The 24,740-nt window shown below is 64.5% G+C and carries 23 protein-coding genes; 11 read left to right on the plus strand and 12 right to left on the minus strand.

The window, feature by feature from the left end:
* Nucleotides 1-99 precede the first annotated feature (99 nt).
* Complete coding sequence (locus tag ACLGL5_RS02095; RefSeq protein ID WP_015315562.1) at nucleotides 100-978, plus strand: 3-hydroxybutyryl-CoA dehydrogenase; 879 nt, start codon at nucleotides 100-102, stop codon at nucleotides 976-978.
* Nucleotides 979-987: 9 nt separating this feature from the next.
* Here ACLGL5_RS02095 and ACLGL5_RS02100 read toward each other — a convergent pair whose 3' ends face one another.
* The 3 genes from ACLGL5_RS02100 to ACLGL5_RS02110 all read right to left on the minus strand — a co-directional run bounded on the left by ACLGL5_RS02100 (nucleotide 988) and on the right by ACLGL5_RS02110 (nucleotide 4,312).
* Entirely contained in the window at nucleotides 988-2,958 is a 1,971-nt protein-coding gene (locus tag ACLGL5_RS02100) for a PAS domain S-box protein (RefSeq protein ID WP_069093195.1), read from the minus strand.
* A gap of 162 nt (nucleotides 2,959-3,120) precedes the next feature.
* The gene (locus ACLGL5_RS02105) at nucleotides 3,121-3,759 is read right to left on the minus strand and encodes an NrsF family protein (protein ID WP_494372858.1); all 639 of its coding nucleotides are present in this window, start codon (nucleotides 3,757-3,759) and stop codon (nucleotides 3,121-3,123) included.
* A 1-nt stretch (nucleotide 3,760) separates the two neighbouring features.
* Entirely contained in the window at nucleotides 3,761-4,312 is a 552-nt protein-coding gene (locus tag ACLGL5_RS02110) for a sigma-70 family RNA polymerase sigma factor (protein WP_019861390.1), read from the minus strand.
* A gap of 317 nt (nucleotides 4,313-4,629) precedes the next feature.
* Here ACLGL5_RS02110 and ACLGL5_RS02115 point away from each other — a divergent pair, with 317 nt between their 5' ends.
* The 3 genes from ACLGL5_RS02115 to ACLGL5_RS02125 all read left to right on the plus strand — a co-directional run bounded on the left by ACLGL5_RS02115 (nucleotide 4,630) and on the right by ACLGL5_RS02125 (nucleotide 8,472).
* Entirely contained in the window at nucleotides 4,630-5,637 is a 1,008-nt protein-coding gene (locus tag ACLGL5_RS02115; protein WP_069093196.1) for an iron ABC transporter substrate-binding protein, read from the plus strand.
* Nucleotides 5,638-5,812: 175 nt separating this feature from the next.
* A complete protein-coding gene (locus ACLGL5_RS02120; protein WP_069090234.1) occupies nucleotides 5,813-7,393 on the plus strand; it encodes an ABC transporter permease in 1,581 nt (526 codons plus the stop codon).
* Nucleotides 7,390-8,472: an ABC transporter ATP-binding protein gene (locus ACLGL5_RS02125; RefSeq protein WP_494372859.1), complete on the plus strand. Its 1,083-nt coding sequence runs from the start codon at nucleotides 7,390-7,392 to the stop codon at nucleotides 8,470-8,472. The genes ACLGL5_RS02120 and ACLGL5_RS02125 overlap by 4 nt, the downstream gene beginning before the upstream one ends.
* Nucleotides 8,473-8,502: 30 nt before the next feature.
* Here ACLGL5_RS02125 and ACLGL5_RS02130 read toward each other — a convergent pair whose 3' ends face one another.
* From ACLGL5_RS02130 to tlpA, 6 genes are all read right to left on the minus strand, one after another.
* Nucleotides 8,503-9,312 carry a phosphodiesterase gene (locus ACLGL5_RS02130; protein ID WP_069090236.1) on the minus strand — a complete coding sequence of 270 codons (810 nt, stop codon included), beginning with the start codon at nucleotides 9,310-9,312 and terminating at the stop codon, nucleotides 8,503-8,505.
* Nucleotides 9,313-9,319: 7 nt separating this feature from the next.
* Nucleotides 9,320-10,420, minus strand: a complete 1,101-nt coding sequence (locus tag ACLGL5_RS02135; protein ID WP_069090237.1) for a sn-glycerol-3-phosphate import ATP-binding protein UgpC — start codon at nucleotides 10,418-10,420, stop codon at nucleotides 9,320-9,322.
* Between the two features lie 10 nt (nucleotides 10,421-10,430).
* Nucleotides 10,431-11,345, minus strand: coding sequence for an ABC transporter permease subunit (locus ACLGL5_RS02140; protein ID WP_069090238.1), 915 nt, complete (start codon nucleotides 11,343-11,345; stop codon nucleotides 10,431-10,433).
* A 7-nt stretch (nucleotides 11,346-11,352) separates the two neighbouring features.
* Complete coding sequence (locus tag ACLGL5_RS02145; RefSeq protein ID WP_019861397.1) at nucleotides 11,353-12,237, minus strand: carbohydrate ABC transporter permease; 885 nt, start codon at nucleotides 12,235-12,237, stop codon at nucleotides 11,353-11,355.
* A 106-nt stretch (nucleotides 12,238-12,343) separates the two neighbouring features.
* A complete protein-coding gene (locus tag ACLGL5_RS02150; protein WP_069090239.1) occupies nucleotides 12,344-13,696 on the minus strand; it encodes an extracellular solute-binding protein in 1,353 nt (450 codons plus the stop codon).
* A 397-nt stretch (nucleotides 13,697-14,093) separates the two neighbouring features.
* Nucleotides 14,094-14,774: a thiol:disulfide interchange protein TlpA gene (tlpA, locus tag ACLGL5_RS02155; protein WP_069090240.1), complete on the minus strand. Its 681-nt coding sequence runs from the start codon at nucleotides 14,772-14,774 to the stop codon at nucleotides 14,094-14,096.
* Nucleotides 14,775-14,811: 37 nt separating this feature from the next.
* Between tlpA and argH the strand changes: the two genes are divergently transcribed.
* The 3 genes from argH (at nucleotide 14,812) to lysA (ending at nucleotide 17,848) form a co-directional block, all read left to right on the plus strand.
* Nucleotides 14,812-16,212: an argininosuccinate lyase gene (gene argH / locus ACLGL5_RS02160; protein WP_038649937.1), complete on the plus strand. Its 1,401-nt coding sequence runs from the start codon at nucleotides 14,812-14,814 to the stop codon at nucleotides 16,210-16,212.
* A gap of 93 nt (nucleotides 16,213-16,305) precedes the next feature.
* Nucleotides 16,306-16,512 carry a hypothetical protein gene (locus ACLGL5_RS02165; RefSeq protein ID WP_019861402.1) on the plus strand — a complete coding sequence of 69 codons (207 nt, stop codon included), beginning with the start codon at nucleotides 16,306-16,308 and terminating at the stop codon, nucleotides 16,510-16,512.
* A gap of 67 nt (nucleotides 16,513-16,579) precedes the next feature.
* On the plus strand, nucleotides 16,580-17,848 hold the full coding sequence (lysA, locus tag ACLGL5_RS02170; protein ID WP_019861403.1) for a diaminopimelate decarboxylase: 1,269 nt from the start codon (nucleotides 16,580-16,582) through the stop codon (nucleotides 17,846-17,848).
* 18 nt (nucleotides 17,849-17,866) lie between these two features.
* On the opposite strand, the gene ACLGL5_RS02175 is transcribed toward lysA, so the two are convergent.
* A complete protein-coding gene (locus ACLGL5_RS02175) occupies nucleotides 17,867-18,169 on the minus strand; it encodes an ArsR/SmtB family transcription factor (RefSeq protein WP_019861405.1) in 303 nt (100 codons plus the stop codon).
* Between the two features lie 50 nt (nucleotides 18,170-18,219).
* Here ACLGL5_RS02175 and ACLGL5_RS02180 point away from each other — a divergent pair, with 50 nt between their 5' ends.
* The 3 genes from ACLGL5_RS02180 to ACLGL5_RS02190 all read left to right on the plus strand — a co-directional run bounded on the left by ACLGL5_RS02180 (nucleotide 18,220) and on the right by ACLGL5_RS02190 (nucleotide 22,303).
* Complete coding sequence (locus ACLGL5_RS02180) at nucleotides 18,220-19,161, plus strand: threonine/serine dehydratase (RefSeq protein ID WP_019861406.1); 942 nt, start codon at nucleotides 18,220-18,222, stop codon at nucleotides 19,159-19,161.
* A gap of 116 nt (nucleotides 19,162-19,277) precedes the next feature.
* A complete protein-coding gene (locus ACLGL5_RS02185) occupies nucleotides 19,278-21,884 on the plus strand; it encodes a TIGR02302 family protein (RefSeq protein WP_069090241.1) in 2,607 nt (868 codons plus the stop codon).
* 47 nt (nucleotides 21,885-21,931) lie between these two features.
* On the plus strand, nucleotides 21,932-22,303 hold the full coding sequence (locus ACLGL5_RS02190; protein WP_069090242.1) for a glyoxalase superfamily protein: 372 nt from the start codon (nucleotides 21,932-21,934) through the stop codon (nucleotides 22,301-22,303).
* A gap of 2 nt (nucleotides 22,304-22,305) precedes the next feature.
* Here the strand turns inward: ACLGL5_RS02190 and ACLGL5_RS02195 are convergent, their stop codons facing one another.
* Nucleotides 22,306-23,163 carry a LysR family transcriptional regulator gene (locus ACLGL5_RS02195; protein ID WP_038653420.1) on the minus strand — a complete coding sequence of 286 codons (858 nt, stop codon included), beginning with the start codon at nucleotides 23,161-23,163 and terminating at the stop codon, nucleotides 22,306-22,308.
* A 224-nt stretch (nucleotides 23,164-23,387) separates the two neighbouring features.
* Here ACLGL5_RS02195 and ACLGL5_RS02200 point away from each other — a divergent pair, with 224 nt between their 5' ends.
* Complete coding sequence (locus ACLGL5_RS02200) at nucleotides 23,388-24,335, plus strand: DMT family transporter (RefSeq protein ID WP_069090243.1); 948 nt, start codon at nucleotides 23,388-23,390, stop codon at nucleotides 24,333-24,335.
* On the opposite strand, the gene ACLGL5_RS02205 is transcribed toward ACLGL5_RS02200, so the two are convergent.
* Entirely contained in the window at nucleotides 24,336-24,707 is a 372-nt protein-coding gene (locus tag ACLGL5_RS02205) for a response regulator (RefSeq protein WP_019861411.1), read from the minus strand.
* Nucleotides 24,708-24,740: the final 33 nt, after the last annotated feature.

Genomic DNA, 24,740 nt, shown 5'->3' on the forward strand with positions numbered 1-24,740 from the left:
TATTAAATGCTTGGGGTGGGGTAGACGAAGTCGCCCCGCCCTTTTAGTTTGCACCGCACAAAAAGCAGGCTGCAAAAGCCTTTGGACGGGATCGGTGTAATGAGCAAGATCGAGACGATCGGCATCATCGGCGCAGGCCAGATGGGTGGGGGTATCGCCCATGTCTCCGCGCTATCGGGCTACAAGGTGCTGATCTACGATATTTCGCCCGACCGCATTGAAAAGGGCATCGCCACCATCAGCGGCAACATGGCCCGCCAGGTAGGCTCGGGCAAGCTCGACGAGAAGCTGCGCAACCAGGCGATGGCGCGCATTGCCTCCGCGCCGACGATGGCCGATCTCGCCGGCGCCGATCTGGTGATCGAGGCGGCGACAGAGGACGAGACGGTCAAGCGCAAGATCTACGCGCAGCTCTGCCCGCAGCTCAATCCCGAAGCCATACTGGCGACCAACACCTCGTCAATCTCGATCACGCGGCTCGCCGCACAGACCGACCGGCCCGAGCGCTTCATCGGCATACATTTCATGAACCCGGTGCCGCTGATGAAGCTGGTCGAGCTGGTGCGCGGCATCGCCACCGAGGACCAGACCTTCGAGGCGGCCAAGACCTATGTGAAGCAGCTCGACAAGACGATCACGGTCTCGGAGGATTTCCCGGCCTTCATCGTCAACCGCATCCTGCTGCCGATGATCAACGAGGCGATCTACACGCTCTATGAGGGTGTCGGCTCGGTCGACGCCATCGACACCGCCATGCGGCTTGGCGCCAACCATCCGATGGGACCGCTGCAGCTGGCCGATTTCATCGGCCTCGACACCTGCCTGTCGATCATGCAGGTGCTGCATGACGGCCTGTCGGATTCGAAGTATCGCCCCTGCCCGCTGCTGGTCAAATATGTCGAAGCCGGCTGGCTAGGCCGCAAGACCGGGCGCGGTTTCTACGATTATCGCGGCGAGCACCCCGTTCCGACGCGCTGACGCGTGCGTTCACGACGCCGCGGCAAGCGGCGCGGCCGGCTCCGACTTGTCGCCGGCGACCGTGCTGTCGGGCGCCATGCGAACGCATCCGCGGCCGGCCGCCTTGGCTGCGTAGCAGGCAGCGTCAGCCCTTGCGATGATCTCGTCGGCCTCACCGCAATTGGCGTTGACTGCAGCCACACCTATGCTGGCGCCGATGGCATGCGGCCGGCCATCCCAGGTGAAGTTCAAGCCCGTTATCGCATCGATGATGGAGCGCGCCGCGATCCTGGTGCCGGCGGTCGAGCCCGATTTCAGGACGACCGCGAATTCGTCGCCGCCCAGGCGCGCGACGATGTCTTCAGGCCCCAGTACGCCACGCACGGCCTGTGCGACCCGCTTCAGCAAGGCGTCTCCGGCGGCGTGACCGCCGGTGTCGTTGACCAGCTTGAAATGGTCGAGGTCGATGAACATGAACTGATGGCGGCTGCTGCCAGCCCCGGCGGCATCCTTGCGGGCCTGATCGACCAGCTCCTCCATGGTGCGGATGAAGCTCGAGCGATTGGCAAGGCCGGTCAGCGCATCATGCGCGGCGGCGTGGGCAAGCTGGCGCTGCAGGGCGCGTGCATCGGTAAAATCCTGGAAGACGATGACCAGCCCGCAGAATTCGTTGCGCTCGTTCATGATCGGCGACACGACCTGACGGATACTGCAGCGTGTGTCGTCGCGGCGGACCAGCACGGCGCGGCTGTTGTGGTCGGAGGGCGTCTCCGCACCGATCGCCGGCCGTGTCACGCCGATCCTGTGTCCCGTCTCCTCGTCCACCGCCCAATAGACATGACCGAGCGTCTTGCCGAGAGCCGCCTCCCCCGAGACGCCGGTCAGCTTCTCGGCAACCGGATTCATGAAGGTGACGCGGTTCGCCGCATCGGTACAGATGACGGCATCGCCGATCGACTGCAGCGTCACCCGGAGCCGCTCCTTCTCGTCAGCCAGCATTGCCGCCGATACCGTCAGGCGCTCTTCGGCCTCCTTGCGCCGGGTGATGTCGGTCAGGCTGCCGATGGCCCTGATCATACGCCCCTCCCCGTCGCGCTCTATGGCCTTGCCGCGGTCGAGTATCCAGATCCAGCGGCCGTCCTTGTGACGCATCCTGAACTCGGCCTCGAAGAACTCTGTCTGGCCATCGAGATGGGCGCGATCCGCCTCGGCGACGGTTTCGCGGTCGTCGGGATGGATCATCGTCAGCCAACGATCGGGGTCGCCATCGAGTTCGCCATCCGCATAACCCAGCATCTTGACCCAGGTCGAGGAGTAGGTCGTGCCGCCTTTGCGGATGTCGAGATCCCAGACGCCCTGGCCGGCGCCGGCAAGCGCGAAATTCCAGCGCGTTTCGGCCTCGGCGATGCGCGCCTCGGCCTGTTTGCGCGCGTCGATGTCCTCGATCTGTGAAACGAGATAGAGCGGGCGGCCGCTCTTCTCCTCTCGAATGACGGAGCCGGCGAGATGGCCCCAGACGGGTGTGCCGTCCTTCTTGAGGTAACGCTTCTCGAACTGGAAGGCGTTGACCGTGCCAGCTTTGATGCCTTCCATGGTTTCCCGCCCGACATGCAGGTCGTCGGGGTGCGTGATCTGGAAAAAGGTCAGCGCCTCGATCTCTTCGCGGCTGTAGCCGAGCATCGAGGCGAACGCCGGATTGGTCTGCACAATGCGCCCATCGAGGCTGACGACGGCGATGCCGATTGCCGAGTCCTCCATCGCCCGGCGGAAGCGCTGCTCGCTCTCCGCGATCTGCCGCCGATCTTTCGAGATACGGCCGATGAAAAGACAGGCGAAGAAAAGCGCGCCGATTGTCAACGCGACCGACACTTGAAGGCAAAATCTGAGCGCTTCAGCGCCAAGGTCCAGCCTCGACAGCAGGGCCGAGGCCGAGGCGACGCCGGCCACGAGCAACGCCGGCGTTGCATGTTTGTCGAGCCTGATCGGTCCTCGTAGTATCACGATCCGTGCCACCCCCGTGGGCAATCGCTTTTTCCCGTTAAAACCCTGGAGGATCGATTTTAAGGAAAGGTTGCGTAGGGGGACCGCGATATGCTCAACCGGCAAACAATCGCCGGCATGATTAAGGATCGGTGTGCACGGGGTGTGGCCGCTTCTATCCTGCTACCAGCGCACGAAAAACCGACCGCCGAGCGCGCCGAGCAAGGCGAGAATCGCGATCGCGATCGTGTACCAGGTGGCGACGAAAAGCGGCAAATCGTCGAAACAGTGCGCGGCATAGAAGGTCGCCGCCAGCCCGCCGGCGAGCAGCCCCGCCACCGCGCCGGCAAGCACCGGCCGCGTCGGCGCGCCATAGCGCAGCATCCACAGGAAGATGGCCAGCGGGCCGATGCCGATCAGCGGGATGAAGCCCATGCAGATCATCATGTTGGAGCCGATCATCCTGGTGCCCCACAACGCCTCCGGCACCATGAGGAGTTCCAGAACCACCGCCACGGCCACCAGCAGAGGGGCCGCGGCCATCCAGGCCACGGCCCTGGCCGTTGAGGCGCCCGGTGTCGACAGCGCCCGTATCAGGCCGAAGGCGGTGACGGCAAGCACGATGGTGAAGACGAATTTGGACAGGAAGCGCATCGTGTGCGCGGCCACCATGAAGTCGGGGCGCGGGCCGATCGTCAGCAGGAAAACGACTGCCGCGATGACAATGGCCGCGCCAGCCGCCAGCCACCAGGCCGAGCGCAGCGGCATCGCCTTGCTGCTTGCATCGGCGTCGAGCGCCTTGATGAGATCCTCGGTCCTCATGTCATTCCCGCCCGAATCGCCCCTGCCCGAATCGCTTGGCTATGGCGGCTAGCCCGCGATGCAGCGACACACGCACCGCCGTCTCGCTGATGCCGAACTTCGCCGCCGTCTCGCCGATCGAGCGGCCTTCCACGGATACGGCCGAAACCACCGAACGCTGTGCCGGCGGCAGCCCGTCCAGGGCCCTGTTGATGTCGCGCTCGCTGACGGTTTCGGTTTCCGGTTCGGCGAAGGTCTCGGCGATATCGTCGACATCGATTTCGATGCGCCGACCGCGCCGCCGGAACGCATCGATCAGCTTGAAGCGGGCGATCGCATAGATCCACGGCAGCACCGGCGCGTCCTGGCGCCAGGTATGCCGTTTCACATGAATGGCCAGCAAGGTTTCCTGCACGACATCCTCGGGATCGACTCCGCCCTGCACGATCTTGCGCCGGACAAAGCCGCGCACCAGCGCGGCAATCCGGTGCAGAAAGTCGGCATAGGCCTTTTCATCTCCGGCGATCGCGGCCCGCAACAGCCGGGAAAGCTCGGCCTCGTCCTTGCCGCTCACAAGAGTTCACTCCCCCGATTTTCGTGCCTCGGCACTGATTTGTTACGTGGCCGGCGAAATAATGTCCAAGCCAAACTACGGGCAAATCACGAAAGTTTGCAGGCCCTGGAGGCTCAGCCCAGACCGGACGACCTGATGGGCCTTGCTCATACGTCTTGCGAAAACCGTCGGTCCGGGATGCCATCACATGGAATTGTCCGCCTCGCGCCGCTCTTTGTGCCTCAGCGACCGATTGAAGCAGACCAACAATGTTGACTATTCGTGTCATGTATCGATAGGTGCAGCATGCCAAGACCAACGAAAGCAAGGATGACGCCATGAGATACACCCTTTCCGCCCTTGTCGGCGCCGCCGCACTTGCAATCGGCCTGGCCGCCGGTCCGGCGACGGCCGAGGATGCCGGCATCATCGTCTACAACGCCCAGCACGAGAGCCTGGCCAAGGAATGGGCCGAAGGTTTCACCAAGGAGACCGGCATCAAGGTCACGCTGCGCAATGGCGGCGACAGCGACTTCTCCAACCAGATCGTAGCCGAGGGGGCCGCCTCGCCCGCCGACGTGTTCCTGACGGAGAATTCGCCCGCCATGGTGCTGGTCGAGAATGCCGGTCTGTTCGCGCCCGTCGATGCCGACACGCTGGCACAGGTGCCGCAGGACTATCAGGCGACCAGCGGCAAATGGGTGGGCGTGGCCGCGCGCAGCACCGTCTTTGCCTACAACACGACCAAGCTCAAGGCCGAGCAGTTGCCGAAGTCGCTGCTCGACCTCGCCGATCCGAGCTGGAAGGGCCGTTGGGCGGCCTCGCCCTCGGGGGCCGATTTCCAGGCCATCGTCAGCGCGCTGCTGCAACTCAAGGGCGAGGCCGCCACGGCGGACTGGCTGAAGGCGATGAAGGAGAACTTCACCGCCTACAAGGGCAACAGCACGGTGATGAAGGCGGTCAACGCCGGCGAGATCGACGGCGGGGTGATCTACCACTATTACTACTTCGGCGATCAGGCCAAGACCGGCGAGAACAGCAAGAACGTCGCGCTGCACTATTTCAAGAACCAGGATCCGGGCGCTTTCGTCTCGGTCTCGGGTGGCGGCGTGCTCGCCTCGAGCAAGCATCAGAAGGAAGCCCAGGCCTTCCTGAAATGGGTGACCGGCAAGGGCGGCCAGGATGTGCTGAAGAACGGAAACTCCTTCGAATACGCTGTCGGCAAGGGTGCCGAGTCCAACCCGAAGCTCGTTCCGCTGGCCGACCTGCAGGCACCGAAGGTCGACGCCACGACGCTGAACTCCAAGAAGGTCTCCGACCTGATGACGGCAGCCGGCTTGCTTTAGTTGCCGTTCGTCCTAATAAGGACTAACCGACCGTGCTCCCGTGGGAATCCACCTTCCGCGGGAGCGTTTTGTTTTCGAGATGGCATTCGTCGATGACGACACGCTGCGTTCCTGACCTCCGAGAGTGGTCCCTCGATTGCCGGCATACCGCCGCAACCGTGGGGCGTCCGAGCTGATGCAGTCCGCCGTCGATCTCGGGCGCGCCGGCCTGCCGTCGAAGATGCGCCGGATGTCGCAGCGGCGGGCGCCCCCTTGGCTTGTCACCGCCGCCGTTCTCGTCGCGCTGTTCGCCCTTTTGCCGCTCGCCTTCATCATCTGGATCGCGGTACAGACCGGCTGGGAGACTGTGTCGGCGCTGGTCTTCCGGCCGCGCGTCGGGGAACTGCTGGTCAACACCACGCTGCTGGTGCTGCTGACCGTGCCGATCGCCATCATACTGTCTGTCGCGCTGGCCTGGCTGACCGAGCGCAGCGACCTGCCCGGCGCAAGGTTGTGGGCATGGCTGTGCGTGGCGCCGCTCGCCATCCCCGCTTTCGTGCACTCCTATGCCTGGATCACCATGGTGCCCGGCCTGCATGGCCTGTGGGCCGGCGTGCTGGTGTCGGTGATCGCCTATTTTCCCTTCCTCTATCTGCCCATATCGGCAGCGCTGCGCCGTCTCGATCCAGCCCTGGAGGACGCGGCCGCCGCCCTTGGCCTTGGGCCATGGCGCGTCTTCTGGCGAGTCGTGATGCCGCAGCTCAGGCTCGCCATCTGCGGCGGCTCGCTGCTGGTCGGACTGCATCTGCTGGCCGAATACGGCCTCTATGTCTTCATCCGCTTCGACACCTTCACCACGGCGATCTTCGACCAGTTCCAATCGACCTTCAACGGACCGGCCGCCAACATGTTGGCCGGCTTGCTGGTGACCTGCTGCTTCGTGCTTCTGGGCCTCGAAGTGCTGGTGCGCGGCGAAGAGCGTTATGCCCGTGTCGGTTCCGGCGCGGCGCGTTCCCAGCAGCGCACGAACCTCGGCCGCGCCACCATCCCAAGCCTGGCCTTGCTGGTGGTCACCACGCTGCTGGCGCTCGGCGTGCCGTTCGTCACCATCGGCCGCTGGCTCATCGCCGGCGGCGCTGAGGTCTGGCGTCTCGACGAGATTGGCCTGGCGCTCGGCCAGACGCTGTTCCTGGCGCTTGCCGGGGCACTGCTTGCCACTGTCGCCGCCATGCCGATGGCCTGGATCTCGATCCGCGCGCCGGGACCGCTGCAGCGCCTGCTGGAGGGTTGCAACTACATCGTCGGCTCGCTACCGGGTGTCGTCATCGCGCTGGCGCTGGTCACCATCACCGTGCGCATTGCGCTTCCGCTCTATCAGACGCTGTTCACCATCCTGGTCGCCTATGCCCTCATGTTCCTGCCGCGTGCCCTGGTCAGCCTGCGCGCCTCGATCGCCCAGGCGCCGGTCGAGCTCGAGCGCGCCGCGTCCAGCCTCGGCAGGCGGCCGCTCAACGCGCTGTGGTCGACGACCATCCGCCTGTCGGCGCCAGGTGCGGCGGCCGGCATGGCGCTGGTGGCGCTCGGCATCATGAACGAACTGACAGCGACCCAGATGCTGGCGCCGAACGGCACGCGCACGCTGGCGATGGCATTCTGGTCCTACAGCGGCGAGATCGACTACGCCTCGGCGGCCCCTTACGCCTTCATCATGGTGGCGATGTCGCTGCCGCTGACCTGGGTGCTCTATGTCCAGTCGAAACGGATGGCCGGACGATGAGCTTTCTCGAAATCAAAGGCCTGCACAAGCATTACGGCCCGGTCGCCGCACTGGCCGGCGTCGACCTCGATGTCGCCAGCGGCAGCCGCACCGCGATCGTCGGCCCCTCCGGCTGCGGCAAGACCACCTTGCTGCGGCTGATCGCCGGTTTCGAGGCACCGGACCAGGGCCGCATCGTGCTCGACGGCGAGGTGCTGGCCAATGGCGGCGCCGCCATCCCGGCGCATCGTCGCGGCATCGGCGTGGTGGCGCAGGACGGCGCCCTGTTCCCGCATCTGACCATCAGCGACAATATCGGTTTCGGCATGGGCCACGGCGATGACAAACGCGCCGAGCGCATCGTCGAGTTGGCCTACATCGTCGGGCTGGACAAGGCGATCCTCAAGCGCCGCCCGCACGAACTTTCCGGCGGCCAGCAGCAGCGCGTGGCGCTCGCCCGCGCCATGGCGATGAAGCCGCGGCTGATGCTGCTCGACGAGCCGTTCTCGGCGCTCGACACCGCCCTGCGCGCCTCGATGCGCAAGGCGGTGGCCGAACTTCTGGAGGCGGCCGGCATCACCACCATCCTGGTGACCCACGACCAGGCCGAAGCACTGTCCTTCGCTGCCCAGGTGGCGGTGATGCGCGACGGCAAATTCTCGCAGGTCGGCACGCCGCGCGATCTCTATCTCAAGCCGAAGGACAGGATGATCGCCGAATTCCTCGGCGACGCCATCATCCTGCCGGCGAGCATCTCGGGCGGCTTCGCCAACTCGCCGCTCGGCCGCATCGCCGTCGACACAAATGACAGCCGCGATGTCGCCCGCATCATGCTGCGGCCGGAGCAGATCGGGCTGAAGCGCACGTCGCGCGAAGGCATGTCGGGCACCCCCGACATGCTGTTTGGCGAGGTGACAGAATTGGAATTCGCCGGCTCGACATGCACGATCGCGGTGCGGCTCCTGAACAATTTCGATCCACCGGACGCCGCCGCTATCGGCAACACGCCGCTGATCCTGCGCAAATCCGGCATGGACGCACCAGCAGTCGGCGAGATCGTCCGGCTGACCGTGTCGGGAAAGGCGCATGTGTTCGTCTAGGCGACCGAGGGCCGGCGTCCGGCGCGCAGTTCACGCTGTGATGCGTTCGCCGGTTTCGGCTGAATAGATCGGCCAGCGCTCGAGAAAATCACAGCCATGCACGACCACCCGCTCATTGGCGCTGTCGACGAGGATGACGGCGTAGGAGGGCGGCGCCTGCTCGACGATTTCGCTCGACCGGTCAAGCGCAAGTTCGAACCTTGCATGCAGGCCGCGCTGCGCCGAGAACGGAATCCCTGCGACGGTGCCGGCGATGTCGCGATGGACATGGCCGAAGAAGATATGGCGGACGTTGCCATGGCGCTTCAGCAGGCTGAGCAACCGCTCGGGCTGTTCAAGCGCCAACGGATCGAGCTGCGGCAGGCCGAGCGCGACCGGCGGATGGTGCAGGAAGACGTAGGCGGCCCTGCCGGCTGATTGGTCCAGCCGGGCTTCGAGCCAGGCAAGCCGCCTTTCGCACAATTCGCCTTCGATGCGCCCTTCCGCCAGGCAATCGAGGAACAGCAGCACTTCGTTGCCGGTGTCATGGACCGACTGCACAAAGCCGTTCTCGTCGACCGGATTTTCCGGGAACGCCGCGACGAGATTGGCCCGCCGGTCATGGTTGCCGGGCAGCAGCCTGTACGGTATCGACAGCGCGCTCAGCGCCGTGCGCAGATCCGCGTAACTCTCCGGCGCACCGGCTTCCGTCAGGTCGCCGGTAAAGACGCAAAGGGCGGCGTCGGCGTGATGCGCGTTGATATGCGCGATGCAGGATGCCAGCCTTTGATGCAGGTCCGCGCCGTAGCGGCGCTCGCCTTGCCGGCCAAGATGTACGTCGGTGACCTGGATGATTTTCATGGTACTTTCAGAGCGCCGGCTCGGGCACGGACGCCTTGAAGACATCGAGGCGGGCTCCCGTCTCCGACGAGAAGAAATGCATGTCGTCCGGCGAAATCTTGAGGCCGACCTGGCTGCCGGGCTCGGGGTGGACGGCCTCCGACGTCATCACTGAAAATGGTGCGCCGTCGAGATCGACATAGATGACCCGGCCCGCCCCCAGTTCCTCGACGAGATCGACGGTGGCGTTGAGCGCGCCGGCCGTGCCGGGCGCCACCAGCCGGACGGCCTCGGGCCGGATGCCCATCGCGACCTTGGTGCCGACCGGCAGGCCGGTGCGTGCCATGGCCAGGCGCCGGCTGCCGCCGAGCAGCGACAGCCCATCGAGCTCGACTGTGCCTTCCAGAATGTTCATGGCCGGCGCGCCGACGAAGGTGGCGACGAAGCGGCTGGCCGGGCGGGTATAGATTTCACCCGGCGTGCCGACCTGCTCGACGCGTCCGCCATTCATCACCACCAGCCGGTCGGCCAGCGTCATCGCCTCGACCTGGTCGTGGGTGACGAAGACCGAGGTGGCGTTCAGCCGGCGATGCAGCTTGCGGATTTCCGAGCGCATCTGCACGCGCAGCTTGGCATCGAGATTGGACAGCGGCTCGTCGAACAGGAACACCTTCGGTTCGCGGATCATGGCGCGGCCCATAGCGACGCGCTGCCTCTGGCCGCCGGAAAGTGCCATCGGCTTGCGGTCGAGCAGGTGTTCGAGCTCCAGAGTGCGCGCGACCGCCTGGATGCGCTGCTGGCGCTCGGCCGAAGGAACGCCGGCGACCTTGAGCGAATAGCCGATGTTCTGCGAAACACTCATATGCGGATAGAGCGCGTAATTCTGGAACACCATGGCGCAGCCGCGCTCGCGGGGTTCGAGTTTGTTGACCACCGTGCCGTCGATCGCGATCTCGCCATCGGAAATCTCTTCCAGCCCGGCGATCATCCTGAGCAGCGTGGACTTGCCGCAGCCGGACGGTCCCAGGATGACGACGAATTCGCCCGAGGGGAAGTCGAGGTCGACGCCGTGCACGACCTGCGTCTTGGCATAGTTCTTCTTGACGCCGCGTATTGTGATGGAGGCCATTTTTGTCTCCTTATTTCTCAGTGGCGATCAGGCCGCGCACGAACCAGCGCTGCATCAGCACCACGACGAGCAGCGGCGGCAGCATGATGATCAGCGTCCCGGCCATGGCGATGTGCCATTCGGGCGCGCCGCCGACATTTGGGATGAGCTGCTTGAGCTCAGTTACCGCTGTGGCATGCGACTGGTCGGTGGTGATGAGCAGCGGCCACAGATACTGGTTCCACGCCCACAGGAACATGATGGTGCCGAGCGCAGCCATGTTGTTGCGCGACAGCGGCAGCAGGATATCGATGAAGAAGCGCAGCGCCCCAGCGCCGTCCATGCGCGCGGCCTCGGTCAGCTCGTCGGGAACGGTCAGGAAGAACTGCCGGTAGAGGAAGGTGCCGGTGGCGGTGGCGATCAGCGGCAGGATCAGGCCGGGATAGGAATTGAGCATCCCCAGGTTGAGCGCGACATGCACGCCCGAAACCTTCTCGATCAGCCAGGATAGGCCGGTCAGATCCAAGATCGTCTGGTAGGGTTCGAGCACGTTGGCGACGACCGCATAGGTTGGCACGATGCGCACTTCGAGCGGCAGCATCAGCGTGATGAAGATCAGCCAGAAGATGAAGGTGCGGCCGGGATAGCGGAAGTAGACGATCGAGAAGGCGGTGAGCGCCGAGATGATCACTTTGCCGGCGGCGACGCCGGTCGCCATGATGAAGCTGTTGAGCAGCTTGGGACCGAGATCGGCGGTCGTCCAGGCGGTCTTGATGTTGACCCAGAAGTCGCTGCCCGGCAGCAGCGACATCGGCACATCATTGACATCCTTGAGGTTGTGCGATGCCGCGATCGCTACGACCACGAACGGCGCGATGCAAAAGACGAAGCCGATGAACAGGATCAGATGCGTGAAGAAATTGAGGAACGGGGTGCGCTCGACCATATCCATCTCACCTGTAGTGCACGCGCCGCTCGATGAAGCGGAACTGGAAGATGGTGAGCACGACGATGAGCAGCATCAGGATGATGCTCTGCGCGGCGGCGCCTGAATAATCGAGGCCTTTGAAGCCGTCGGAATAGATCTTGTAGACCATCAGATTGGTGGCGTTGGCCGGACCGCCTGATGTCATGATGTCGACGATGCCGAAGGAGTCCTGAAAACTCTCGGTGATGTTGATGACCAGCAGGAAGAAGATGGTCGGCGTGATCAGCGGGAACTGTATGTCCCAGAAACGCCTGATGACGCCGGAACCGTCCATCGCAGCGGCCTCGATCAGCGAGCGCGGGATGGCCTGGAACGCGGCAAGGAAGAAGATGAAGTTGTAGCCGACATATTTCCAGGAAAAGGCGACGATGATCGAAGCCATGGCGTCGGCGCCGTCGAGGCCGGGGTCCCAGAAGCCCGGCCAGATCTGGTTGACCACGGCCATGAACCCTGCCTCCGGCGCCAGGATGAAGCGGAACGCCAGCGCCAGCGCGGGCGCTGCGATGCCGTAGGGCCAGATCAGCACCACGCGATAGAGGCGTGAGCCGGCGAGCTGCCGGTCGGTCAAGGCGGCGAGCACCAGCGCGATGAACATTGCAAGACCGGTGCTGACGCCGGCAAAGACAAGGCTGGCGTTGATCGAGTTCCAGTAGTCGGCGTTGGACAGGATCGAGCGGAAATTGTCGAGCCCGACCCAGATGTTGCCGCCGCCCCAAGGCTGCTGCAGCGTCAGCGACCAGTACACGGCCTGGCCGGCCGGCCAGTAGAAGAACGTGAAGATCAGGAGGAGCTGCGGCACCGCGAAAAGGATGCCGATCGTCCATTTGCCGAAAGTGACGCGTTTTTCCATCGATCCGCCGATGCCGTTGAACCGTCAGCCCGCCTTCTCAGCGGGAGACTAAATATGAAATAGCCGCCCGTCGAATCCCGACGGGCGGCCGTTCCGCAATCGGAGATCAGGGCAGGGTCTTGCCCGGATAGGTCTGCTGGAAGCGGTCGAGGATGGCGTCGCCATTCTTGACCAGCGTGTCGAGGCCTTCCTGGACGCTGACCTTGTTGGCGAAGATCGCCTGCATCTGCGTGCCGAACTCGGCGCGGATCTGCGTGAAATTGCCCAGCCGGATGCCGCGGGTGACTTCGGTCGGCTCCGACGCGGTCAGGCTGGCGATGGCGACTTCACGGCCCTTGTAGGGCGCCTTGTCGTAGAAGCCCTGGCCCTTCATGTAGTCGAAGCCCGACTTCGTCACCGGGATGTAGCCGGTGTTGGTCGACCAGAACAGCGCGGTCTTGGGGTCATGGATGAAATTCAGGAAGGCGGCAGCGCCCTTGTATTCGGCATCCGACTTGCCGGAGAGCACCCACAGCGAAGCGCCGCCGACCAGCGAATTCTTGCGCTCGGTGCCGGCATAGACCGGCAGTTCGGCGACATCCCACTTCATGCCTTCCTTCTGGGTCCTGCCGACCGTGCCGTGGTCGCCGACCGAGGTCAGGATGACCTGGCAGGTACCCGAAGCGAAGGCCTGGACCATGTCCTGGCCGAGATCCTTGGACTTGATCTTGATCAGGCCGGCGTCATACCACTTCTTGAGGTCGGTGACGTATTGGACGAACTTGGTCTTGTTGACTTCGAGACGCGCGTCGAGACCGTCATAACCATTGTTCTTGGTGGCGATCGGCTGGTTGTGAAGCGCCGAGAACTGCTCCATCAGCTGCCAGCTTTCATTGGCCGAGATGTTGATCGCCATCGGGCACTCGTAGCCCGCGTCCTTCAACGCCTTGAGGTCGGCGCCGACATCTTCCCAGGTCTTGGGCGCTTCGGTCTTACCGATCTTGGCGAAGGCGTCCTTGTTCCAGTACATCAGCGGGGTCGAGGAATTGAACGGGAAGGACAGCATCTCGCCCTTCGACGTGGCGTAGTAGCGCGCAATGCCGGGGAAATAGTCGGCGTAGTCGATCTTGTAGCCGTTTTCTTCCATCAGCTTGTCGGCGGGCTTGTAGGCGCCCGACAGCATCATGGTGGCGGTGCCGACATCGTAGACCTGGACGACGGCCGGCTGCTTGCCGGCGCGGAAGGCCGCGATGGTGTTCTGCAGCGTGGCGTCGTAATTGCCCTGGCTGGTGCAGACGACTTCATAATCCTTCTGCGAGGCGTTGAAGTTCTTGCACAGCGTGTCGACGACACGGGCAAGGTCGCCCGACAGGCCGAACCAGAAGTCGAATTTTACCGGTTCTGCAGAAGCAGGCATCGCCAGCGCGGTGCTGAGCGCACCAGCGGCAAGGGCAGCAAAGCCCCGCTTGATCATGGTCATGGTTTTCCCTCTTGAGTGGCTGGTGACAAGGGTCTTGCGCAAGTCCTTGCCCGCTCTCTTAGAGAAGGTATGTGACAGTTCTGTTGTGGCTCCCCGGCCTTTACACAGCTGCCCGTTCCTCTCCCTCGGCGGCTTGGCCGGCATCGAAACGCACCGGCATTTTTGTAGCTAGGGCGACTGTCGACGAGGTAAAGACCACATCGGCCGTTATGATTATCCGGCTAAAGGGACGATGGAATGCAGATGCGGCAACGGCACGAATGCGCCGGGGCCGGGACAGCACGCGCCGAAGGCAGGGCCACGATGGGCTGTTCTTCCGGCGGCGCTGCCGGATGGCAGGCACTCGTCGTGACGGTTCGCACGGCGCAACGATAAAACCGACGACGGCCAGCCTGCCTCAGCTGCCCAGCGCCGTCTCGACCAGCCGCCGGGCGTCAGGCCCCGACCATTCGGCCGGGCCGTTCATATGCGCGATCAGGCAGCCTTCGCCGTCGATCAGCATGGTGACGGGAAGGCCGAGCGCCAGGCCGCGCGCCTTGAGGTCGTTGAACAGCGCCACCGTCGAATCCCTGTAGTAGCCGAGCGCCTCGACGCCTGTTTCCTTGAGAAACTTCTTCGGCTTCACATCGTCGCCGGCATCGACATTGACGGCGACCACCTGAAAGCTGTCGCTGCCCTTCTCCTTCTGCAGCGCATCGAGCGCCGGCATTTCGGCGCGGCACGGCGCGCACCATGTCGCCCAGAGGTTGAGCAGCACCGTCTTGCCGGCATGATCGGCGATGGTCATCGGCTTGCCGTCGGGGCCATTGAAGGCAAGGCTTTTCATCGACTGCGGCGGATCGGCGGGCAACAGGGCCGCAACCTCGCCGGTGGCGGCAGCCGCGATCTTCTTGGCGCGGCCGCTCTTGGCGGCGCAGGCGACGTCATCCTTGCTGCCGCCGACCGCCACCTGGGCCGGTGCATTGTTGCCAGACCGGCTCTCGCTGACATATACCGCGACCGCACCGGCCAGCGCTCCCGCCACCAAAGCGGCGAGGATCAGGCGCGGGGCCGGGAAAAATCTGTTTCCGTCTGCCATTTTCTCAAAACTGCTCCCAAGCACGGGTTTTATAGCGATGAGCGACAAGAAGACCAGCAACCAGATGTGGGGCGGACGATTTGCCTCGGGTCCGGCCGCGATCATGGAAGCGATCAACGCGTCGATCTCGTTCGACCGCAAACTCTACGCGCAGGACATACGCGGCTCGATCGCCCATAGCGAGATGCTGGCGCAAACGGGCATTATTTCGGCGGCCGATCAAGAAAAAATCGCTCACGGCCTGAACACGATCCTGAAAGAGATCGAGGCCGGCAGCTTCGAGTTTTCGACGAAGCTCGAAGACATCCACATGAATGTCGAGGCCCGCCTCGCCGACCTGATCGGCCCGGCCGCCGGCCGCCTGCACACCGCGCGCTCACGCAACGACCAGGTGGCTGTGGATCTGAGGCTCTGGGTCAAGGATGAGTGCTTCCGCGTCGCCGAGGCGCTGAAGGGCCTGATCACGGCGCTGCTGGCGCGGGCCGAGGAGCACGCGGCGACCGTGATGCCGGGCTTCACCCATATGCAGGCGGCGCAGCCGGTGACCTTCGGCCATCACTGCATGGCCTATGTCGAGATGTTTGCCCGCGACCTGTCGCGCGTGCGCAACGCGATCGAGCGCATGGACGAGAGCCCGCTCGGGGCCGCCGCCCTAGCCGGCACCAGCTTCCCCATCGACCGCCACCGGACCGCCAAGGCGCTCGGCTTCCGTGAACCGATGCGCAATTCGCTGGACAGTGTTTCCGATCGCGATTTCGCGCTGGACTTCCTCGCCATGGCGGCGATCTGCGCCACGCATCTGTCGCGGCTGGCCGAGGAGATCATCATCTGGTCGACGCCGCAATTCGGCTTCATCAGGCTGTCGGACTCGTTTTCCACCGGCTCCTCGATCATGCCGCAGAAGAAGAACCCCGACGCCGCCGAACTGGTGCGTGGCAAGACCGGCCGCGTCAACGGCCATCTGATCGGCCTGCTGACGGTGATGAAGGGCATGCCTTTGACCTATGGCAAGGACATGCAGGAAGACAAGGAATCGGTGTTCGACGCCGCCGAGACGCTCGACCTGATGCTGGCTGCGATGACCGGCATGGTCTCGGACATGACGGTCAACGCGGCCGCGATGAAGAAGGCCGCCGGCTCCGGCCACGCGACCGCGACCGACCTCGCCGACTGGCTGGTGCGCACGCTCGGCCTGCCGTTCCGTGAGGCGCATCACGTCACCGGCCGCGCGGTGGCGCTGGCCGAGGAGAAGAAGGTAAGCCTGGAGAGGCTTTCGCTGGAGGACCTGCAGTCGATCAACCCCGGCATCACATCGGATATCTTCTCGGTGCTGGCGGTGCAGAATTCGGTCAAGAGTCGCACCAGCTTCGGTGGCACCGCGCCGTCGGAAGTGAGGAAGCAGATCCGCTATTGGAAAAAGCGGCTCGCCAAAGCCTGAAGCCGGATATTGCGACGGCAATATCCGGGGTGCAATGCGCCGAGAACTCGGCTAAAAGCGGCGGCTGACAAAACGTTTCGGACGGATGGATCGATGACCGGAAGCAGGATTTTGGTGACGCTGACGCTGCTGGCTGCGATGGCCGCCGTGACCGCCTGCGGCCGCAAGGCCGGTCTCGACACGCCCTATGAGGCGGCCGTGCAAGCGCGCAAGGATGCCGAAAAGGCCAAGCAGCCGTTGCCGCCGGAGCCGGAAAAACCGGTCAAGGACAAGAAGTTCATCCTCGACCCGCTGATCTAGAACCGATCAGACCGGGTTTGGCCTCCAAACCCGATCTTATCGTGCTCCAACCTCCGGAATCACTCTCGTGAACCATTTCGACTACCGCGACGGCGTGCTGCATGCCGAGGACGTGGCAATCCCTGATATCGCCGCTCAGGTCGGCACACCGTTCTACTGCTATTCGACCGCCACGCTGACCAGGCACTACCGCGTCTTTGCCCAGGCTTTTGCCGGCCTCGACGCGCTGGTCTGCTACGCCATGAAGGCCAACTCCAACCAGGCCGTGCTGCGCACCCTGGCCAGGCTTGGCGCCGGCGCCGACGTTGTCTCGGAAGGCGAGTTGCGCCGGGCGCTGGCTGCCGGCATCCCGGCAAGCAAGATCCTGTTTTCCGGCGTCGGCAAGACCGCGCGCGAAATGGACCTTGCGCTCGAAGCCGGCATCCTTTGCTTCAACGTCGAATCCGAGCCTGAACTCGACCTGTTGTCGGCGCGCGCCACGGCACTCGGCAAGGTGGCGCCGGTCTCGCTGCGCATCAATCCCAATGTCGACGCCAAGACCCACAAGAAGATCTCCACCGGCAAGGCCGAGAACAAGTTCGGCATCGCCTGGCAGCGCGCGCGGCAGGTCTATGCCCGCGCGGCGACGCTTCCGGGTGTCAAGGTCACCGGCATCGACACCCATATCGGCAGTCAGATCACCGAGCTGCAGCCCTTCGACGACGCCTTTGCCCTGCTGGTCGATCTGGTCGGCGCGTTGCGCGCCGATGGCCACGCCATCGAGCATGTCGATCTCGGCGGCGGGCTTGGTATCCCCTACCGCGTCGACAACAACCCGCCGCCCCTGCCCGATGCCTATGCCCAGATCGTCAGGAAGCATGTCACCAAGCTCGGTTTGAAGGTGATGTTCGAGCCGGGACGGCTGATCGTCGGCAATGCCGGCATCCTCGTCTCGGAAGTGATCTTCGTGAAGGAAGGTGACGCCAAGAATTTCCTGATCGTCGACGCCGCTATGAACGATCTGATCCGGCCGACGCTCTACGACGCCTTCCACGACATCAGGCCGGTCGTGCAGCCGCCGGCCGACACGCCGCGCATGATGGTCGACGTGGTCGGCCAGGTCTGCGAGACCGGTGACTATCTCGGCCTCGACCGCGACTTGCCCAGGCTGAAGGCCGGCGATCTCATTGCCGTTTCCACCGCCGGTGCCTACGGCGCCGTGCAGGCAGGCACCTACAACACCCGCCTGCTGGTGCCGGAGGTGCTGGTCGACGGCGATCGTTTCCACATCGTGCGTCCGCGCCTGACCTATGACGATTTGATCGGGTTGGATTCGGTGCCTGGCTGGCTGGCATAGAAGCCACAGCCGGCAGCGCTACAGCCGGTTCTGCAGGAGCGTCCTTGTCTCGGCGATCCTGTCTTCGTCACGGCGGTAGAACGTCCATTGCCTGATGCGCTTGGGCCGCAGCAGGCCGGCCTGGGTGAGCACGCGCATATGCTCGGAGAGCGTCGCCTGCGTGATGCCGAGCTTCTCGGCGATCAGCAGCGCGCAAACGCCGTCCTCGACCAGATCGCCGTCGGCCTGGGCCGGGAAATGTGAGCGCGGATCCTTTAGCCAGTCGAGGATCTGCAGCCTGCGTTCGTTGGCGATCGCCTTAAAGACATCAACCTCTTGCATTTAGCTATTTTGCCAAGTTACTAATTACTGTCAATCCCGAGGAGATCGTCATGGCGCAGGGCAACACCGTCACCCGCGAGCGCATTGCCGCGATGGAACCGCGCATCCGCCCCTATATCAGGCACACGCCGGTGCTGCGCGTCGACATGGCCGACTTCGACCGGCCGTCGCTGGCGGTCGACCTCAAGCTCGAATGCCTGCAGCATTCCGGTTCGTTCAAGGCGCGCGGCGCCTTCACCAATCTTTTGGAAAGGCCGGTTCCCAAGGCCGGTGTCGTCGCCGCATCGGGCGGCAACCATGGCGCCGCCGTCGCCTACGCCGCCATGCGTCTCGGCCACAAGGCGACCATCTTCGTTCCCGAAGTGAGCCCGCAGGCCAAGCTGGACCGCATTCGTTCCTATGGCGCCGACCTGGTGGTTGGTGGTGCCCGTTACGCCGAGGCGTTGGCCGCCAGCGAACGTTTCGCGCAGGAGACCGGCGCCTTGCAGATCCACGCCTTCAACCAGGAGGAAACGCTGGTAGGCCAGGGCACGCTTGGGCTTGAGATCGAGAACGACCTGCCCGAGATCGACACGCTGCTGGTCGCCGTCGGCGGTGGCGGCCTGATCGGCGGCATCGCCGCCTGGTATGCCGGCCGCATCCGCATCATCGCCATCGAGCCCGAGGGCGCGCCGACGCTTCATCGCGCCTTCGAGGCCGGCCATCCCGTCGACGCGCCGGCGGAAGGCATCGCCGCCGATTCGCTGGCGCCGAAACGCGTCGGCGAAATGATGTTCCCGATCGCCGAAGCCTTCGTCGAGCGCTCCATCCTGGTGAGTGATGACGACATCATCGCCGCGCAGAAGGCACTGTGGAACCGGGTGCGCATCATCTCCGAACCGGGTGGGGCTGCCGCCTTCGCCGCGATCCTGTCCGGCCGCTACACGCCGGCACCGGCCGAACGCGTCGCCGTGCTGGTCTGTGGCGCCAACGCAAACCCCGCCAATTTCTGATTGCAACCATTTCGGCGGGCTTCACGTTTTTTGAAAGCGCCTCGCCTTTGCCGTGTTTGCTGGTATTCTTCGAGTCGTGAGGATCGGGCTATCCTGCCTGATTCCAGGAAGGGCCGATGACGCAACGACCCACCTCTAGCGATCGCGGTCTCGCCGGGCGCCTTGCGCTCAGCCGGCTGGCGACGCGGGTCTCGATGATGGTCGAGCGCGGCTGGCCGCTGCTGCTGCCGCTGATTATTGTCGCCTGCCTGTTCCTGAGCATCTCCTGGTTCGGCGTTTTCTCCCAGCTGCCGGATGTCGCACGTATCGGCCTTGTCGCCGCATTCGGCCTGGCAGGGCTGGCGGCGCTCTATCCGCTGCGCTTTTTCCGCTTGCCTGGCGCCGCCGAGGTCGACCGCCGCATCGAGGCCGCCAACGAATTGCTGCACAGCCCCGTGCTGGTGCAGTCCGACCGGCCAAGCGGCCACGAAAGCAGCTTCTCGCAGGCGCTGTGGCGTGAACACCAGAAGCGCATGGCCGCCAGGCTCGACAGCCTTGGCGCCGACCTGCCGCGCACCCGGGTGCCGGAGCGCGATCCTTGGGGGCTGCGCGCCGTGGCGGCGCTGCTGCTCGTCACCGCCTTTGCCTTCTCCTTCGGGCCGACAGGCGGCAGGATAGAAGACGGCTTCAGCACCCACGGCGCGCACGATGCCGTGCCGCCACGCATCGATGCCTGGGTGACGCCGCCCGCCTATACCGGCAAGCCGCCGATCTTCCTGACCGCCGACGCCAACCAGGCAACGCCGACGTTTCATGTGCCTGAGGGCAGCGACGTCTCCTTGCGCGTCACCGGAGGCTCGGGCGAGGAAACGCTGGCCTATGCCGACAAGGATGGCAATGCGCGCACCATCGACCCTGCCGGACCACAGGCGGCCAGCGTCAAGCCAGCCGCTAGCCCGGCGGCGCCGGCCCCCGCATCCCAGTCCAAGGTGCGCCAGTTCACCGGCAAGCTGACCGGCGACGGCACGCTGACGCTGAAATCGGGCGAGGATCAGCTCGGCCGCTGGGCCTTCGCCGTGATCGCGGACAAACCGCCACAGATCCGCTTCGTCGGCGAGCCCAAGCGCGCCGCCAACGGCGCCTTCGAACTCAACTACCAGATCGACGACGATTATGGCGCCGCCACCGCCAAGGCGGTCTTTGCGCTGGCCGACCCGCAGGCGCCTGGCGCGCATCCGCTCTACGGCACGCCCGAAATGCCGTTGGCGCTGCCGCGCCGCGGCGGCAAGTCCAATGCCGCCAAGACCACCAAGGACCTGACCGAGCATGTCTGGGCCGGCAGCAGCATCAAGCTGACGCTGGTCGCCACCGACGACGCCGGCCACACCGCGTCGAGCGAGACCAAGACGCTGGTGATGCCGGAGCGGCCTTTCGCCAACCCGCTGGCGCGGGCGGTGATCGAACAGCGCCGCCTGCTTGCGCTCGACGCCAATGCCAAGCCGCGCGTGCTCGACCTGATCGACGCCATCACGCTGCGGCCGGAAGACACGTTCGACAACATGTCCCACTACCTCGCCATCATGAGCGCGCGCAGCCGGCTGAAACTGGCCGGCAACGACGATCAGCTGCGCGGCGAGGTCGCCTATCTCTGGGAAATCGCGCTCGGCATCGAGGAGGGCAACCTCTCGGCGGCCGAGAAGCGGCTACGCCAGGCGCAGCAGGCGCTGCAGGACGCCATCAAGAACGGCGCCAGCGACCAGGAAATCGAGAAGGCGATGAAGGAACTGCGCGAGGCGATGAACCAGTTCCTGCAGGAATTCGCCGAACGCGCCAAGCAGAACCCGAATGCGCCGCAAATGCAGCAGAACGGCCAGGAACTGCGCCAGAGCGACATCGACCGCATGATGGACCAGATCGAGAACCTGGCGAAGTCGGGCGACCGCGACAAGGCGCAGCAATTGCTGTCGCAACTGCAGGACATGATGAACAATCTCCAGGCCGGCCGCCAGCAGCAGGGCGGCGAGCAGGACAGCCAGATGCGCCAGCAGATGGACAAGCTCGGCGAGATCCTGCGCCGCCAGCAGGAGATGATGAACGACACTTTCCGCATGGACCAGATGCAGCGCGGTGAGCGCCAGCGCGGACAGAACCGCGACGAGCAGCTTGGCCAGGGCGGTGGCGAGGACCAGGACAAGCCAAGCGTCGGCGAGGACCGCGATCCGCTCGCCAGGCAAAAGCCGATGACGCCGCAGGAATTCGCCGATGCGCTGAAGCAGCTGCAGGAAGGCCAGGGCCAGTTGAAGAACGACCTCGAGAAGCTGAAGAAGAGCCTCGAAGGCATGGGCATGGAGCCCAATGAAGGATTTGGCGAGGCCGGCAAGTCGATGGGCAGCGCCGAGCAGGCGCTTGGCGAGGGCCAGGGCGACGAGGCCGTCGGCCACCAGGGCCGGGCACTCGAGGCGCTGCGCAAGGGCGCCAAGGACATGATGAAGCAGATGCAGGCCATGCAGGGCGACCAGGGCGGCAGCCAGGAAGGCGGGCGTCAGCAGAATGCCGACCGCGACCCGCTCGGCCGGCCGCGCGCCAGCCAGGGTCCCGATTTCGGCGATTCCGTGAAAGTCCCCGACGAGATCGACGTCCAGCGCGCCCGCCAGATCCTGGAAGCGATCCGCAAACGGCTCGGCAACGCGCTCAGCCCCGATATCGAGCGCAGCTATCTCGAACGGCTGCTCGAGCTGAAATAGGGACCGCCCCCACACCCCGCCTGCCCCCCTCGAACGGTTGCAACACCATGCCGAAGCTCGGTACTGTCACGCCCATCCTGCGCATCTTCGATATTGCCAAGGCGCATGAATTCTACGTCGGTTTTCTCGGTTTCGAAGTGCAGTTCGAACACCGCTTCGAAGACACCGCGCCGCTCTACACAGGCGTTTCTCGCGACGGCTGCGTCTTGCATCTGAGCGAACATCATGGCGACGGCACGCCGGGCTCTCACATCCGGATCGAGACGACCGACATTGCGGGGCTCCACCACGAATTGACCGAAAGGAATTACCGCTTTGCCAGGCCGGGGTTGGAGGAGACGCCCTGGAAGACGAAGGAGGTCACGGTCGACGATCCGTTCGGCAACCGCCTGACCTTCTATGGGGATGTGAAAGACTGACTCTAACGGTTGACGAACGCCTCGCGGATCGCCTCCTGCATGCCGTCGATCGCCTCGCCCGACGCGTTCGGGTTGCGATGCATCACCACATTGGAGGAATCGATGTCGCCGAACCCGTCGGCCGACGTCAGTTCGCGGCAGCCGTCCGGGATGTTGCTGCGCGAGATCGGCGCGATTGCCAGCCCTGAGGTGACCGCGAGCTTCAGGCCGCCGGTCGTGTCGCTGGTATAGGCGACACGATAGGCAAGACCGCGCTGCTCCAGCGACTTGATGGCGAAATCCTTGCACCAGCTGACCCGGTTGTAGAGCGCGATCGGCACCGGCCGTTCCTCGTGCATGTGATGCAGGGTCGACGTCACCCAGACCGTCGGGTCGTGCATCAGCACTTCGCCACCGGCCGGATCCTGCCATTCGAACACCACGCACAGATCGAGTTCGCCGGCGGCGAGCGCCGCCAGTTGCGCCTCCGAATGCGCGTAGCGCACGGTGACCTCGACCTTGGTGTGGCGTTTCGAGAACGCGCCGAGCGCGCGCGACAGGATTGCGTGGCCATATTCCTCCGGAATGCCGATGCGCACCGGTCCGCCGAGCGGCGCCGCCGCCATCGACGCCGCCGTTTCGTCGAGCAGCGAGACGATGCGGCGGGCATTGACGATGAGTTCGCCGCCGCGCCGCGTCAGCGCGACGCCGCGCGAGCCGCGCTCGAACAGGCTGTCGCCGACCAGTTCCTCGAGCTTCTTCATCTGCATCGACACGGCTGACTGGGTGCGGCCGGCCTGTTCGGCCGCCCGGGTGAAATTGCCGGCCTCGGCGATGGCGACGAAGGTGCGCAGAAGATCGCTGTCGAGGGTTGGACGCATGCTATCCATCATAAGCAGATTTGATTGCAGGCATCATTCCAATTCGTTTGCAACATGTCAAACGCCGGATGATAGTTGCCTTACCCATTGGATATGCAGCTGCGAAATCGGCCGCGGACCAATCTAAGAGTCCTCACTCGTACCCGCTGCCCGAAACGGTGGCGGGTTCTTTTTGATCTGGAGGCGGGCTGCTTCGGATCGGACGCGCAGGAGCCGGAAAGCAGATGCAGAATAGGATGGTGCGCGGCATCCTGAGCCTGTGCCTGGGCGTGCTGGTGTTCTCGCTGCAGGACCCGCTCGTCAAGGCCGTGTCGAGCGGCTATCCGGTGACCGAGGTGATGGCGATCCGGTCGATCGTCGCCCTGCCGATCCTGATCATTCTCGTCCATGCCGATGTCGGGCTACGGGCAATCCTGTCGAAGCGGTTCGGCCTGCTGACGATCCGCGCCTTCATCCAGTTCACCTCCTACACGGTCTATTATCTGGCCATCGCCGCGCTGCCGCTGGCCGACGCGGTGGCGCTTTATTTCATGGCGCCGCTGTTCATCATGGCACTGGCCGGCCCCTATCTTGGCGAACGCGTCTCCTGGCGCACGCTGGCGACGGTGCTGATCGGGCTGCTTGGCGTCATCGTGATGGTGCGCCCCGGCGCCGGCCTGTTCGACTGGGCGGCGCTGCTGTCGCTGGGCTCGGCCGCGCTCTACGGCTTCTCGCAATTGATGGCGCGCAAGATCGGCGATACCGAATCGTCCACGGTCATGGCTTTCTATCAGAACGGCGCCTATCTCGTCGGCGCAGCCGTGGTTGCCGGCACATTCCATCTGGCCGGCATATCCCACGCCGTCCACCCCAGCGTCGAATTCCTGGTGCGGCCCTGGATTTGGCCGACGCTGTCCGATTTTCTCAAGATGGCCGCCTGCGGTTTCGTCGCCTCCGCCGGTATGATCCTCCTGTCGCAGGGCTACAGGCTGGCGCCGGCCAATCGGGTAGCGACCTTCGAATACACGGGCATTCTGTGGTCGCCGCTCTGGGGTTTCCTGTTCTTCGCCGAGGTGCCGCGGTCGACGACCGTGATCGGCGCGGCGCTGATCATCGGCGCCGGCCTGCTCGCGCTCAACACTGGGCGGCTCAAGAGCGCAGCGCCCATGCTTGCCGCCGCCGATCCGGTCTGATCAGGCGAAGCAGATCAGCGCGCGCTCGACGCGCGAGCGGATTTCAGCCAGCGTGAACGGCTTCTGCACGACATCGAGGATGATGCCGTTCAACTCCTCGGCGCGCTCGCGCTGGTCGGCATAGCCGGTCATCAGCATGATCTTCATCGCCGGAAAAAGGACGGCCGCCGCGATCGCCATCTCGATGCCGTCCATCTCGGGCATGCGGATGTCGGAGACCACGAGATCGTAACCACCATGCGCGGCGCGTATCAGCGCCAGGCCTTGGGCGCCGTCGGCGGCGATATCGATTGCGTGGCCTGCGCGTTCGAGCGCGCGGGCAGCGAGGGTGCGGACGGACTCATCGTCCTCGACGATCAAAAGCTTTGCCATGGCCGGCAATTTGGCCGCGAAAAGTTGACTTTT

The organism is Mesorhizobium sp. U510 (assembly GCF_059180695.1).